The organism is Burkholderia pyrrocinia (genome assembly GCF_001028665.1).
Taxonomy (GTDB): domain Bacteria; phylum Pseudomonadota; class Gammaproteobacteria; order Burkholderiales; family Burkholderiaceae; genus Burkholderia; species Burkholderia pyrrocinia.
This window is the reverse complement of sequence record NZ_CP011503.1, coordinates 1,796,876-1,810,595: the sequence shown is the minus strand read 5'-3', so window position 1 is coordinate 1,810,595 and position 13,720 is coordinate 1,796,876. Positions and strand designations below refer to the sequence as shown.

Below are 13,720 nucleotides of genomic sequence, written 5' to 3'. Positions count from 1 at the left end.
CTCAGTGTGCAGCGGGCGTCGCGCCCGCCGCGGGTTGGTTCGTCAGCGCGTCGACCACGCGCTCCATCTTCATGTACCGCGAGCCCTTCACGAGCACCGTCGCCTGTGCGCCGTAGCCCGCCGCGAGCAGCGCCGACACGAGCGCGCCGACGTCGTCGAAATGGCGGGCCGTGTCGCCGTATGCCGTACACGCATCGCGCGATGCATCGCCGAGCGCGAACAGCGCGTCGATCCCGCGCTCGCGCGCGTATGCGCCGATCTCGCGATGGAATGCCGGCCCTTCGTCGCCGACCTCGCCCATGTCGCCGATCACCAGCACGCGCGGCGCCGGATGCGCGGCGAGCACGTCGATCGCGGCACGCATCGAATCGGGGTTCGCGTTGTACGTATCGTCGACGACCGTCGCGCCCGCGAGACTGCCCGCGATCGCCGGCTTCACCTGCAGCCGGCCCTTGACCGGTTCGAACGATTCGAGGCCCTGCCTGATCGCCGACAGCGCGACGCCGGCGCCCAACGCCGCGGCCGTCGCGGCCAGCGCGTTGCGCGCGTTGTGCTCGCCGAGCGCACGCAGCCGCACCGTGACGGCGCCGGCCGGCGTGTCGATCGCGAGTTCGCCGCCGTGAAGACGGCCCGTGACCTGTGCGTCGTTCTGCCGTTCGGCATCGTGCAACGCAAAATCGAGGATCCGGTTGCCGGTCGCCGCGACGCGCCAGATGCCCGCGTACGCGTCGTCGGCCGGGAACACCGCGACGCCGTCCGGCGGCAGTGCGTGAATCACGGCCGCGTGTTCGAGCGCGACGGCTTCGACCGTCGCCATGAATTCCTGGTGCTCGCGCTGCGCGTTGTTGACGAGCGCGACCGTCGGCGCCGTGAGGCGCGCAAGGATCTCGGTCTCGCCCGGGTGGTTCATCCCGAGTTCGATCACCGCGAGGCGATGCGCGGCCGACAGGCGCAGCAGCGTCAGCGGCAGGCCGACGTCGTTGTTCAGGTTGCCGGCCGTCGCGAGCCGCGCGTCGGTGCCGACCGCCGCCGCGAAGATCGACGCGATCATTTCCTTGACGGTCGTCTTGCCGTTGCTGCCCGTCACCGCGACGAGCGGCACCGGGAATCGTTTGCGCCAGCCGTGCGCGAGCGCGCCGAGCGCGGCACGCGTTTCGCCGCCTTCGATCGCCGGCATCGCGAGGCCCGCCGGCACGTGCGCGACCAGCGCCGCGGCAGCGCCGCGCGCGGCGACATCGCCAAGGAAGTCGTGCGCATCGAAGCGCTCGCCTTTCAGCGCGACGAACAGGTCGCCCGGGCCGACCGTGCGGCTGTCCGTCGACACGCGGTCGAAGGTGACGGCCGCATCGCCGTGAACGGTTGCACCGGGAATCAGGCGGGCGGCTTCACCGAGACTGAGCATCGTCATTCGCCGCCTCCCTTGCCGTGCGTCGCGCGCGCTGCCAGCGCGAGCCGCGCGTGATCCTGGTCGGAGAACGTACGCTTCTTGCCCATGATTTCCTGCGTTGCTTCGTGGCCCTTGCCGGCCAGCACGACGACATCTTCGCGTGCGGCGCCGCGCACGGCCTGCAGGATCGCGCTCGCGCGATCCTCGATCCGGCGTGCGCGATCGGGCGCGATCATGCCCGCGACGATCTGGTCGATGATGCGCTGCGGATCTTCGCTGCGCGGGTTGTCGCTCGTGACGACGATCTCGTCGGCGAGCCGCTCCGCGATCGCGCCCATCAGCGGCCGCTTCGTCGCATCGCGATCGCCGCCGCAGCCGAACATGCAGACGAGCCGGCCACCACGCGCCGCGGCGATCGGGCGCAGCGCGTCGAGCGTCTTCTCGAGCGCGTCGGGCGTGTGCGCGTAGTCGATCACGACGAGCGGTTCGTCGTTCTGCAGCCGGCCGCCGAGCCGCTGCATCCGGCCGTTGACGGACTCGAGCCGTTCGATCTCGGCAAGCGCCGCGTCGAACGGCACGTCGGCCGCGAGCAGCGAGCCGAGCACGGCGAGCAGGTTGCTGACGTTGAACGTGCCGAGCGTGCCGACTTCGACGTCCGCGTCGCCCCACGACGAATGCAGCCGGAATGCCGTGCCGGTCGCGGTGGCGCGCACGTCGAGCGCGACCAGTTCGCGATCGGCGTCGGGCGTCTGCGCGTCGCCGATCCCGTACGCGATCGTGCGTACGCGGCCGGCCAGTTTTTCGAGCAGGCGCTGGCCGGCTGCGTCGTCGCGGTTGACGACCGCCGCGCGCAGGCCGCGCCATGCGAACAGCTTCGCCTTCGCGGTCTCGTACGCGTCGAACGTGCCGTGATAGTCGAGGTGATCCTGCGTGAGATTCGTAAATACCGCGATGTCGAACGCGGTACCGTTCACGCGCCCCTGATGCAGCGCGTGCGACGACACCTCCATCGCCACGGCCTTCGCACCCGCGTCGCGCAACTGCGCCAGGCTGCGCTGCAGTTGCGGCGCGTCGGGTGTCGTGAAGCCCGTCGGCACGAGCTGGCCCGGCATCCCGCTGCCGAGCGTGCCGATCACGGCGCACGGCTGGTGCAGCGCCGTCAGCGCGGCGGCAATCCATTGCGTGCACGAGGTCTTGCCGTTCGTACCCGTTACACCCACCGCGAGCAGGCTGTCGCTCGGATCGCCGTACCAGCCGCTGGCGATCTCGCCGGCGAGCTGGTCGAGCGCCGGCACCGCGAGCGCGACGGGCACGGCCGGCGCGGCGGCCAGCCCTTCCGGCTGATACAGCACGGCGGCCGCACCACGTGCGACGGCGTCGACAATGAAGGCGCGGTTGTCTGCCCCGTCGACCGCATACGCGACAAACACGTCGCCAGCCTTGAGGCTGCGCGTGTCGGCATGCAGTTGCGCGGCGGGGGCCACATGCTGACGCAGCCACGCAAGCGCGGCTGCGATCTGCTGATGCGCCGGATGGGAACTGCGGGCGGCGCTCATCGAACAACTCCTGGTGAATTACGCGTCGTGCTGGACACGATCATATGCTTCGCACCGCCACCCGCGGCCAGCTTTTGCGGCCCCGGTGCGGCAGGTGCTGCCGGCGAATCGTCAGACACGACGAGCTGCTTGATCGGCATGTTCGGCGGCACGTTCAGCGCACGCATCGTGTCGCCGGCGATCGCCGAGAATACGGGGCCGGACACCTGGCCGCCGAAGTGGCTGCCGGCGGTCGGCTCGTCGACCGACACCGCGACGACGATACGCGGATTCGGCATCGGCGCCATGCCGACGAACGATGCGCGGTACTTGCGCGTATAACCATGGCCTTCATGCTTGTACGCGGTACCGCTCTTGCCGCCGACGCGATAGCCCGGCACGGCCGCATCCGGCGACGTGCCGCCCGGCGCGACCACCGTCTCGAGCATCGCGCGCACTTCGCGCGCGGTGGTCGGGTTGAACACCTGCGTGCCCACGACCTGCTGGTTGGGGTCGGTCTTGAAAATGGTCACGGGCATCAGCTCGCCGTCGTGCGCGATCGCCGTGTACGCCCGAGCGAGCTGGAACAGCGACACCGACAGGCCGTAGCCGTACGACATCGTCGCCTGCTCGATGCGCCGCCAGCTCTTCCACGGCCGCAGGCGGCCGGCCACCGCGCCCGGGAAGCCGACCTTCGGCGCCTGACCGAGGCCGATGCCGGTATACATATTCCACATTTCCTCGGGCCGCATCGTCATCGCGATCTTCGTCGCGCCGATGTTGCTCGACTTCTGGATCACGCCGCCGACCGTCAGCGTGCCGAAACCCGCGTCGTCGGTAATTGGTGCGCCGTCGAGCACGAAATGCCCGTTGCCCGTCTCGACGAGCGTGTTCGGCGTCACGCGATGCAGGTCGAGCGCGAGCGACACCGTGAACGGCTTCATGATCGAACCCGGTTCGAACACGTCGGTCATGATCCGGTTGCGCAACTGCTCGCCCGTCATGCGCGAGCGGTCGTTCGGGTTGTAAGTCGGGTAGTTGACGAGCGCGAGCACCTCGCCGGTGCGCACGTCGACGACCATCGCCGCGCCGGCCTTCGCCTTGAATTTCTCGACGGCGGCCTTCAGGTTCGCGTACGCGATGTACTGGATCTTGCTGTCGATCGACAGGTCGACGTCGGTCCCGTTGTGCGGCGGGATCTGCTCGGCGACGTCCTCGACGATGTGCCCCATCCGGTCCTTGATCACGCGGCGCACGCCCGACGTGCCGGACAGCATCTTCTGGTCGCCGAGCTCGACGCCCTCCTGCCCTTCGTCCTCGACGTTCGTGAAGCCGATCAGGTGCGCGGTGATCTCGCCTTCCGGATAGAAGCGCTTGTATTCGTTGCGCTGGTAGATGCCCGGAATGTCGAGCGCGGCGACCTTGTCCGCGATGTCGATCGGCACCTGGCGCTTTACGTAGACGAAACCCTTGTCTTGCGAAAGCTTCACGCGCAGTTCCTTCGGCGTCATGCCGAGGAGCTTGCCGAGCTGGTTGACCTTGTCGGCGTCGAGATCGTCCGGCACCGCGTCGGGAATCGCCCAGATCGCGCGTACGGGGAGGCTCGTCGCGAGCACGAGCCCGTTACGGTCGAGGATCTTGCCGCGCGTCGCGGGCAGCTCGAGCGTGCGCTGGTAGCGGCTTTCGCCCTGCTTCTGGTAGAACGCGTTGCCGGGCCCCTGGATCCAGAACGCCCGTGCGGCCAGCGCGACGAACGCCATGAACAGCATGAACACGACGAGCTTCGAGCGCCACATCGGCAGATGCACGCCCAGCACGGGGCTCGACGTGAATTTCACGTTCTGGCGCTTTTGCGACGGCTTCATCGCGCGGCCCCCTTGCCCTTGCCGGCCGTGTCGGCCGAAGCAGGGATCGGCGCGTCGATCGCCTTCGCGGCGCCCGGCGGCAGCGTCAGGTATTGCGTGCGGCCGGTCGTGATCGGCTGCATCTTCAGCGAGTCGTTCGCGAGCTGCTCGATGCGCGACGTCTTCGACAGCGCGCTCTGCTGATATTGAAGCTGCGCGTAGTCCTGCTGGAGCTGACGCTCCTGCGACTGCGCGCGCTGCAACTGGATGAAGATCTGCCGCTGCTGGTTCGTCGAGTTGACGACCGACAGCGCGCAGCCCATCACGATGATCAGCAGGAAGATATTGAAGCGGCTCATGGCGTGACGCGCTCCGCAATGCGCATCACGGCGGACCGGGCGCGCGGATTCGCGGCGACCTCCGCTTCACTCGGAAACTGGCGGCTGATGATCTTGAGCGGCGGGCTCGGGAGGTCGACGGCACGGATCGGCAGGCGACGATCGACCGCGGGCGCACTGGCGTGTGCCTGCATGAATCGCTTGACGATCCGGTCCTCGAGTGAATGAAAGCTGATGACCACCAGCCGCCCCCCTTGCTCCAGCAACGACAGTGCCGCGTCTAGTACGACTTGCAGGTCCGCAAGCTCTTGATTGACGTGAATCCGTATAGCCTGAAAGGTGCGGGTTGCCGGATCCTTGCCCTTCTCACGGGTTTTGACGACGTGACCCACGATTTGGGCAAGCTCGCCCGTGGTGTCGAGAGGCCCAAGACGGTCGGACTCTGCCCGGCGAGCAACAAGCGCCTTTGCAATCTGAAAAGCAAACCGTTCTTCCCCATAATCTCGTATCACCTCCGTCAATTCCTGCACCGAAGCCCGCGCGAGCCATTCGGCCGCCGACTCGCCACGCGTCGGATCCATTCGCATGTCCAGCGGACCATCGGCGCGGAAGCTGAAGCCGCGCGCCGGATCGTCCACCTGCGGCGAGGACACGCCCAGATCCAGCAACACACCCGACACCTTCTCGACGCCGCGCGCCGCAAGCGCGTCGCGCATCGATGCAAAGCTGTCATGCACGATCGAGAAGCGCGCATCCTCGATGCCCTGCGCCGTCTCGATCGCCCTCGGATCCTTGTCGAACGCGATCAGCCGCCCGGTCGGCGCCAGCCGCTCAAGCACCGCGCGGCTGTGACCGCCGCGCCCGAACGTGCCGTCGACATAAACGCCATCCGGCCGCGTCACGAGCGACTCGACCGCTTCATCCAACAACACTGTCCGATGCTGCAATTCGTTTCCCATCGCGGGCGTCTCCGTCACCGCAATCAGAACGTGAAATTCTTCAGCGCGTCGGGCATGCCCTGCGCCATCGCTGCCTGCTCCTTCGCGTTGTAGGTCTGCGAATCCCACAGCTCGAAGTGACTACCCATTCCCAACAACATGACTTCCTTTTCCAGTCCGGCTGCCATGCGCAGCTCGGGCGATACAAGAATCCGGCCCGCGCTGTCGAGATCGACGTCCATCGCATTGCCGAGAAAAATTCGCCGCCACCAGTGCGCGTCCATCGGCAGCGCGGCGATCTTGGCGCGGAACACTTCCCATTCAGGGCGCGGAAACAGCAACAGGCAGCCGTCCGGGTGCTTGGTCACAGTCACCCGTCCTTCTGCCTGTCCTTGCAGCGCTTCGCGATAGCGAGCCGGCACCGACATCCGCCCTTTCGCATCGAGCGTCAGCGCCGACGCCCCTTGGAACACTTTCCGCTCTCCCGTTCAGGGCACCGAAGTACCCGACCAATGCTGAGAATTTAGCCGGAATAGCCCGCCAAATCACACAAAAATACACTTTCTCACACTGTCTCCCACTTTAGAGGAAGGGTGTGGCACGGTCAAGGGAGCGGCCCGCTTTTTTGACGAATTTTGTTAGTTAGAACAAGGACTTACGCGCACATGCTCATGCGGCCCCTCATTCCAAAAACCGTTATAAATGAATGAGCTAGTGCAACATGTGAAGGTGATACATGAGAAAGACGAGCCAGACGGGTGTGCGGACGGGGCTTTCGGGGGCGGGAAAACGTGGAATAAACGGGCGGTATCGGGGGCGGTGAACCGGGGCGGCGTCACGCGTCGCCCCGGCGCAAATCTCACAGATAGTACGCAGTGCTCGTCATGACTTTCGACGCGGCGCGCATCAGCATCCGCGCGGGCAGCGGCAGTTCGATCCCGCCTGCGTCGGTCGCGGCCTTGCCGTGCTTCACTTCGTCGATACGCATCTGGTCGACGATCGCGCGCGACGCGGTGTCGGCCGCCGGCAGCTCCGACATATGGCCTTCCAGGTGATTTTCGACCTGCCGCTCCGTCTCGGCCATGAAACCGAGGCTGACCTTGTCGCCGAGCGTGCCGGCCGCCACGCCGATCGCAAGCGCGCCGGCATACCACAGCGGGTTCAGCAGGCTCGGGCGCGAATCGAGTTCTTTCAGGCGGTGCGCGGTCCACGCGAGGTGGTCCTCCTCCTCACGCGCGGCCTCCTCGAACATCGCCTTCGCCGACGCCGTGCGCGCGGTGAGTTTCTGCGCCTGGTAGAGCGCCTGCGCGCAGACTTCGCCGACGTGGTTCACGCGCATCAGCCCGGCGGCATGCGTCCGCTCCGCGGGCGTCAGCTCGACGTCCGGCGCGTCGGCCGGCGCGGGCACCGGCCGGCTCATCCGGCTGATGCCGGTCAGCGATCGCAGGCCGCGATCGAATTCGTTGATCAGTTCATCCAACACCATCCTGTTCTCCTGGCTGCATGTGCCGCCGCGAGCGGCACGGGCACGAGTCCGCTGCGTAACCGACTTGATTATTCAGCGGAAATTGCGGTTAACCCGTGATTTTAACCATTGTTGCATAAAGGAAACATGGCGACCTTGAGCTGCGGCATTTCGCTTTGTGGCAAAAAACGGTTTTGCTACATTACGTGCGACTTCTTGTGAAGTTGATGGGGCCCGTCAACAGAACATAACTATCCGCCCCGCCAAAAAAATTCAGTGATTCTTGGAGATCCGTTAATGAAAAAGTCGCTTCTCGCGCTCGTCGCGCTGGGCGCGTTTGCTGGCGCTGCCCATGCGCAAAGCAGCGTGACGCTTTACGGCATCATCGATGAAGGCCTGCTCTTCAACAACAACGCGGGCGGCAAGCACCTGTACAGCATGGCAAGCGGCGTGATGCAAGGCAGCCGCTTCGGCCTGCGCGGCACCGAAGACCTCGGTGGCGGCCTGAAGGCGATCTTCACCCTCGAAAACGGTTTCGACGTGAACAGCGGCAAGCTCGGTCAGGGCGGCCTGATGTTCGGCCGTCAGGCTTACGTCGGCCTGTCGAGCCAGTACGGTACGGTCACGCTGGGTCGTCAGTACGACTCCGTCGTCGACTTCGTCGGCCCGCTCGAGGCAGGCGACCAGTGGGGCGGCTACATCGCGGCTCACCCGGGCGACCTCGACAACTTCAACAACGCCTATCGTGTGAACAACGCGGTCAAGTTCACGAGCCAGTCGTTTGGCGGCTTCACGTTCGGCGGCTTGTACAGCTTCGGCGGCCAGGCAGGCCAGTTCTCGAAGAACCAGGTCTGGTCGCTCGGCGCAGGCTACAACAACGGCCCGTTGGTCTTGGGTGTCGGCTACTTGAACGCACGTACGCCGGGCAACTTCGGCGGCATGTTCAACAACGGCTCGACGGCTGCGACGACGGCAGTGTCGTCGCCGGTCTACGGCGCATACGCGAACAACGCGAACACGTACCAGGTCATCGGCGCGGGCGGCGCTTACACGTTCGGCGCAGCGACCATCGGCGCAACGTACTCGAACACGAAGTTCAAGGGCTTCTCGGTCGGTCCGTTCGTGAACCAGACCGCGACGTTCAACAACGGCGAAATCAACTTCAAGTATCAGCTGACCCCGGCGCTGATTCTCGGCGCAGCGTACGACTACACGCAAGGCAGCAAGATCGACGGCAACTCGGCAGCCAAGTACCACCAGGGCTCGCTGGGCGTCGACTACTTCCTGTCGAAGCGCACCGACGTCTACGTGATCGGCGTGTACCAGCACGCATCGGGCAACGCGCTCGACGCGAACGGCAACGTCGTTCAGGCAAAGGCAGCGATCAACGGTCTCGCAGGGTCGAGCACCAGCAACCAGGTCGCAGCACGCGTCGGCATCCGTCACAAGTTCTAATCAGCTTGCCTGACAAGCCGCAGCATATTGAAGGCGCCTTCGGGCGCCTTTTTCTTTTGCGGTGCGGCGGCAAAGCGGGAGTGCGGCGGATCGACTGGTCGCGCATCATGCGTCGCCGGGGCTCCGCGTCCGTCCGCTGCGTAGAAACTCCCGATCCGCCCGCGAAACCACCTCTTCCAACCCACACTCGCTCTGCAAACAAAAAAGCCCGACACAAGCCGGGCTCTTCCGTTCAACCGCGCCGCTACGCGCGTCCGTCGCGCAACTCGCGCCGCAGGATCTTGCCGACGTTCGTTTTCGGCAGCTCGGTGCGGAACTCGACCAGTTTCGGCCGCTTGTAACCGGTGAGCCGCTCCTTGCAGTAGGCAAGGATGTCCTTGTCGGTGAGCGCCGGGTCCTTCTTGACGATGAACAGCTTCACGGCTTCGCCGGAATGCTCGTCCGGCACGCCGACCGCCGCCACCTCGAACACGCCCGGATGCGACGCCACCACGTCCTCGACTTCGTTCGGATACACGTTGAAGCCGGACACGAGAATCATGTCCTTCTTCCGGTCGACGATCTTCACGTAACCGCGCGCATCCATCACGCCGACGTCGCCCGTCTTGAAGAAGCCGTCCGGGAACATGACCTTCTCGGTCTCGTCCGGCCGGTTCCAGTAGCCGGCCATCACCTGCGGCCCGCGGATGCAGATCTCGCCGGGCTCGCCGAGCGCAACGTCATTGCCGGCGTCGTCGCGAATCGCCACTTCGGTCGACGGCAGCGGCAGGCCGATCGTCCCGCTGTACTCGGTCGCCGTCACCGGGTTGCAGGTCGCCACCGGCGACGTCTCGGACAGCCCGTATCCTTCGATGATCGCCGTATGGGTCTTCTCATACCAGCGCTTCGCGACGCCCTCCTGGATCGCCATGCCGCCGCCGTTGGCGATCACGAGCTTGGACAGGTCGAGCTGATCGAATTCGGGATGGTTCAGCAGTGCGTTGTACAGCGTATTGACGGCCGGAATCGTCGAGATCTGATAGCCCTTCAGCTCCTTGATCATGCCGGCGATGTCGCGCGGGTTCGGGATCAGGATGCCCATGCCCCCCGTGCGCATCGTCAGGAAACCGCAGACGGTCAGCGCGAACACGTGATACAGCGGCAGCGCGACAACCGTCACGAACTGTTTCACCTCCGGGAACTTCTCATGAGCCGGATGATGCCAGGCGCCGGCCTGCAGCACGTTCGACACGATATTCCGGTGCAGCAGCGTCGCGCCCTTCGCGACGCCGGTCGTGCCCCCCGTGTATTGCAGGAACGCGACGTCGTCGGGGCCGATCTTCTGCGGCTTGAACGCCTGCCGCGCACCTTCCGACAGCGCGGCCTTGAAGCGCGTAAACGATGGCAACTGCCACGCAGGCACCATCTTCTTCACGTTGCGCACGACGTAATTGACGAGCCATCCCTTGATGCCCAGCAAGTCGCCCATCGATGCGACGACGACATGCTTGACGGCCGTATTGGCGATGACGGCTTGCAGCGTCGATGCGAAATTCTCGAGGATGACGATCGCCTCGGCGCCGCTGTCCTTCAACTGATGTTCGAGCTCGCGCGGCGTGTAGAGCGGATTGACGTTGACGACGGTATAGCCGGCGCGCAGTACCGCGGCAATCGTCACCGGGTACTGCAGCACGTTCGGCATCATGATTGCGACGCGCGCACCGCGCACGAGACCACGGGATTGCAGCCACGCGCCGAACTGACGCGACAGCTTGTCGAGTTCGCCGTACGTGATGCCCTTGCCCATGCAGACGAACGCCGTACGGTCGCGATACTGCCGGAAGCTTTCGTCGAGGAGGTCCGGGACAGATGGATAAGGAGACGCGTCAATTTCGGCTGGAACGCCGGGTGGGTACGATTTCAGCCAAATTTTTTCCATACTGCGCGTCTCCTCACAGATTTTCGAATGGTCGTGCTAAAACGCATCGTAACGGCTCGCCCGCCCCGATACAACAGGGTTAGATGTCCACTTCGAACTTCCGCGTAAATTTGTCTGATCATACGGGGGTATTCGATCAAATTCGCTCAACTTCCACAAGGCAATCGTAAAACGTCGCCGAATTGCCGAGATCGGTCAACGCCTGGCTCGTCACCTCGTTTGCGTTCCGGCCGTCCGGCGACAGCTTCTTCCACCAGATCGACAGCCCGACAACGAGCCCTGCACGTGCGCGATCGGTAACTCTCGCGAGCGCCTGCATGGATCCGCGGTCGTTGAAGATACGTACGACATCCCCCTCCGCGATGCCGCGCGCCTCGGCGTCGGACGGGTGCATGTCGAGGTGCGGCTCGCCCTCCGTGGTGCGCAGGCTATCGACGTTCACGAACGTGCTGTTCAGGAAGTGGCGCGCCGGCGGCGAAATCATCGCGAGCGGATAACGTGCGGCAAGTTCGGGCGCGGACTCTGCCGATTCGAATGGCGGCAGGTAATCGGGAACGGGATCCATGCCCATCTGCTCGAGCCGCGGGCTATAGAACTCGCACTTGCCCGACGGCGTACGGAAACCGCCATTCGCGAACGGCGCGTCCGGCAGCTTGAGCTTCAGCCAGCCTTCCCGCTTCAACGTCTCCCAGTCGCTGTCGAGCGTTGGATCGTCCCATCGGAGCGCCGCGCGCGCGACCTCTTCGTCGCTATGATAAAGCGCGGGCTCGTCGAGCCCCATGCTGTGCGCGATGCCGCGAAAAATCTCCGTGTTCGGCCGTGCGTCTCCGACCGGCGGAATCGACGGCAGGTTCGCCATCACGTAGGTGTGGCCGTACGATTTGTGGACGTCCAGATGCTCCAACTGCGTGGTCGCCGGCAGCACGATATCGGCAAAATCAACGGTATCTGTCTTGAAATGCTCGAGAACGACCGTGAACAGGTCGTCGCGCGAAAACCCCGCGGCGACCTTCGAAGAATCCGGCGCGACTGCCACCGGATTCGAGTTGTACACGATCACCGCTTCGACCTTCGGCCCGAACGTTGCATCGCCAGCGTGCAACAGCGCATCGCCGATCGCGTTCATGTTGATGATGCGCGGCAGTTTGTGCGGCCAACCCGGCATCAAATCCGGGCGCAGCAGCGCTGCCTGGTTGACCGGCGCGGATTCCGACGACGATAGCAACAGCCCGCCAGCCCGATCCCGCCAGGCCCCCGTCAGCGCAGGCAGGCTCGCAATCGCGCGCACGGCGTTGCCGCCGCCGCGTACGCGCTGCATGCCGTAGTTGAGGCGAATCGACGCCTTGCGGGTGGTGCCGTAGCGACGCGCAAGGTCGATCAGTTCCGACGCGTCGATATCGCAGATCTGCGCAACGCGTTCCGGCGGGTAGGACATCGCCCGCGCCTTGAGCGCATCGAAGCCGAGCGTATGGCTGGCGATGTAGTCGTGATCGAGCAGGTCTTCGGTAATCAGCACGTGCATCATGCCCAGCGCAAATGCGCCGTCGGTACCTGGCTTCAACGCAATGTGCTGATGACATTTCTCCGCTGTCAGCGAGCGATACGGGTCGATCGCGACAAGACGCGCGCCGCGGCGCTTCGCTTCCTGCGCACGCGTCCAGAAGTGCAGGCTCGACGCGATCGGGTTCGCGCCCCAGATCAGAATCAGTTCACTTTCCTCGAAATGCTCGAGGTGCATGCCGAGCCTGCCGCCATACGTGTAATCCAGCCCCGCTGCACCGGCTGCCGCGCAGATCGTGCGGTCGAGCTGCGACGCGCCGATCTTGTGAAAGAACCGCTGGGCGATGCCCTCGCCCTGCACGAGCCCCATCGTCCCCGCGTAGCTGTACGGCACGATCGCTTCCGGCGCGCGCGCAGCGATTTCGCCGAGGCGACGGCCGATCTCGTCGAACGCTTCGCTCCAGCTAATCGGCACGAAGCGCCCTTCCCCCTTCGCGCCGACACGCTTGAGTGGAACCGTCAGGCGATCGGGATGATGAACCCGGTCGGCATACCGGCTGACCTTCGTGCACAACACACCCTGCGTCGGCGGGTGGTCGGGATCGCCCGTGACCTTGATCGCCTTGCCGTTCTCGACGGTCACACGCATGGCGCACGTGTCCGGACAATCGTGTGGGCAAACGGCCCGGACTACCTGTGTGGCAGCGTTCATCGTTTTGAATGCAGAGATGGGGATTCGCAAATTTTACGTGGACGCGCGGAATAAAGCGTTCCTTTCGTACGGATCTTGGGTTATTTGACCGGAGAGCGATGCGGGAGCGTGGGAGTTCGCTTTAGCGGCGATGCGCGTCTCTTGCAGAGGGAGAACTGTGCCGCCAACCCAGTACTCGTCGTGGACGATGGGAAATTGAACACGACAGACCGCGCCCGCGATGCATGAAGCGGAGGGAATTGCGACCATGACCGACGATGTAATCAATTAGTCGATGAATCGCTAAAGATAGCGACTATTGAGGAAATGCAGCACTGCAATTGGGCGTTTGGGGAGGGTGACTTGGACACCATCGGCACCCCAACTCCGAGCGCGTTGCCCGTTGCCCGGCCGGCCTGCATTTTGTCCGCGCCAATGCAAAAACCCCCGCCTTTCGGGCGGGGGTTCTTGGCTTAGGGAGCCTGACGATTACCTACTTTCACACGGGAATCCGCACTATCATCGGCGTAGAGTCGTTTCACGGTCCTGTTCGGGATGGGAAGGGGTGGGACCGACTCGCTATGGTCATCAGGCAAAGAGGGATGTCGCGCTGCTTCGCAACGCGACCAATCGGGAAGAAGCAGTAATT

The 13,720-nt window shown here is 64.7% G+C and carries 10 protein-coding genes and 1 rRNA gene; 1 reads left to right on the top strand and 10 read right to left on the bottom strand.

What is annotated here, in order from left to right:
* Position 1 precedes the first annotated feature (1 nt).
* The 7 genes from ABD05_RS08370 to coq7 form a co-directional block, all read right to left on the bottom strand.
* Entirely contained in the window at positions 2–1,408 is a 1,407-nt protein-coding gene (locus tag ABD05_RS08370) for a UDP-N-acetylmuramoyl-tripeptide--D-alanyl-D-alanine ligase (protein ID WP_047899714.1), read from the bottom strand.
* Positions 1,405–2,943 (bottom strand): UDP-N-acetylmuramoyl-L-alanyl-D-glutamate--2,6-diaminopimelate ligase, encoded by a 1,539-nt coding sequence (locus tag ABD05_RS08365; protein ID WP_047899713.1) that lies wholly within the window; start codon positions 2,941–2,943, stop codon positions 1,405–1,407. Before ABD05_RS08365 ends, ABD05_RS08370 begins: the two co-directional genes overlap by 4 nt.
* On the bottom strand, positions 2,940–4,787 hold the full coding sequence (locus ABD05_RS08360; protein WP_047899712.1) for a peptidoglycan D,D-transpeptidase FtsI family protein: 1,848 nt from the start codon (positions 4,785–4,787) through the stop codon (positions 2,940–2,942). The genes ABD05_RS08365 and ABD05_RS08360 overlap by 4 nt, the downstream gene beginning before the upstream one ends.
* Complete coding sequence (gene ftsL / locus ABD05_RS08355) at positions 4,784–5,125, bottom strand: cell division protein FtsL (RefSeq protein WP_047899711.1); 342 nt, start codon at positions 5,123–5,125, stop codon at positions 4,784–4,786. Before ftsL ends, ABD05_RS08360 begins: the two co-directional genes overlap by 4 nt.
* The gene (gene rsmH / locus ABD05_RS08350; protein ID WP_047901126.1) at positions 5,122–6,063 is read right to left on the bottom strand and encodes a 16S rRNA (cytosine(1402)-N(4))-methyltransferase RsmH; all 942 of its coding nucleotides are present in this window, start codon (positions 6,061–6,063) and stop codon (positions 5,122–5,124) included. Before rsmH ends, ftsL begins: the two co-directional genes overlap by 4 nt.
* Before the next feature lie 23 nt (positions 6,064–6,086).
* Complete coding sequence (mraZ, locus tag ABD05_RS08345) at positions 6,087–6,515, bottom strand: division/cell wall cluster transcriptional repressor MraZ (RefSeq protein ID WP_006487094.1); 429 nt, start codon at positions 6,513–6,515, stop codon at positions 6,087–6,089.
* Positions 6,516–6,901: 386 nt separating this feature from the next.
* Positions 6,902–7,528 carry a 2-polyprenyl-3-methyl-6-methoxy-1,4-benzoquinone monooxygenase gene (gene coq7 / locus ABD05_RS08340; RefSeq protein ID WP_047899710.1) on the bottom strand — a complete coding sequence of 209 codons (627 nt, stop codon included), beginning with the start codon at positions 7,526–7,528 and terminating at the stop codon, positions 6,902–6,904.
* Between the two features lie 276 nt (positions 7,529–7,804).
* On the opposite strand from coq7, the gene ABD05_RS08335 reads away from it, so the two are divergent.
* The gene (locus ABD05_RS08335) at positions 7,805–8,962 is read left to right on the top strand and encodes a porin (protein WP_047899709.1); all 1,158 of its coding nucleotides are present in this window, start codon (positions 7,805–7,807) and stop codon (positions 8,960–8,962) included.
* Between the two features lie 244 nt (positions 8,963–9,206).
* Here the strand turns inward: ABD05_RS08335 and ABD05_RS08330 are convergent, their stop codons facing one another.
* The 3 genes from ABD05_RS08330 to rrf all read right to left on the bottom strand — a co-directional run bounded on the left by ABD05_RS08330 (position 9,207) and on the right by rrf (position 13,664).
* A complete protein-coding gene (locus ABD05_RS08330) occupies positions 9,207–10,880 on the bottom strand; it encodes a long-chain fatty acid--CoA ligase (protein WP_047899708.1) in 1,674 nt (557 codons plus the stop codon).
* Positions 10,881–11,016: 136 nt separating this feature from the next.
* Positions 11,017–13,092 (bottom strand): molybdopterin-containing oxidoreductase family protein, encoded by a 2,076-nt coding sequence (locus tag ABD05_RS08325; protein WP_047899707.1) that lies wholly within the window; start codon positions 13,090–13,092, stop codon positions 11,017–11,019.
* Positions 13,093–13,551: 459 nt separating this feature from the next.
* Positions 13,552–13,664 (bottom strand): 5S ribosomal RNA (gene rrf / locus ABD05_RS08320).
* Positions 13,665–13,720: the final 56 nt, after the last annotated feature.

Coding starts and splice junctions, on each gene's coding strand:
- ABD05_RS08370 (WP_047899714.1), bottom strand. CDS start 1,408: ATGACGATGCTCAGTCTCGGTGAAGCCGCCCGCCTGATTCCCGGTGCA.
- ABD05_RS08365 (WP_047899713.1), bottom strand. CDS start 2,943: ATGAGCGCCGCCCGCAGTTCCCATCCGGCGCATCAGCAGATCGCAGCC.
- ABD05_RS08360 (WP_047899712.1), bottom strand. CDS start 4,787: ATGAAGCCGTCGCAAAAGCGCCAGAACGTGAAATTCACGTCGAGCCCC.
- ftsL (WP_047899711.1), bottom strand. CDS start 5,125: ATGAGCCGCTTCAATATCTTCCTGCTGATCATCGTGATGGGCTGCGCG.
- rsmH (WP_047901126.1), bottom strand. CDS start 6,063: ATGGGAAACGAATTGCAGCATCGGACAGTGTTGTTGGATGAAGCGGTC.
- coq7 (WP_047899710.1), bottom strand. CDS start 7,528: ATGGTGTTGGATGAACTGATCAACGAATTCGATCGCGGCCTGCGATCG.
- ABD05_RS08335 (WP_047899709.1), top strand. CDS start 7,805: ATGAAAAAGTCGCTTCTCGCGCTCGTCGCGCTGGGCGCGTTTGCTGGC.
- ABD05_RS08330 (WP_047899708.1), bottom strand. CDS start 10,880: ATGGAAAAAATTTGGCTGAAATCGTACCCACCCGGCGTTCCAGCCGAA.
- ABD05_RS08325 (WP_047899707.1), bottom strand. CDS start 13,092: ATGAACGCTGCCACACAGGTAGTCCGGGCCGTTTGCCCACACGATTGT.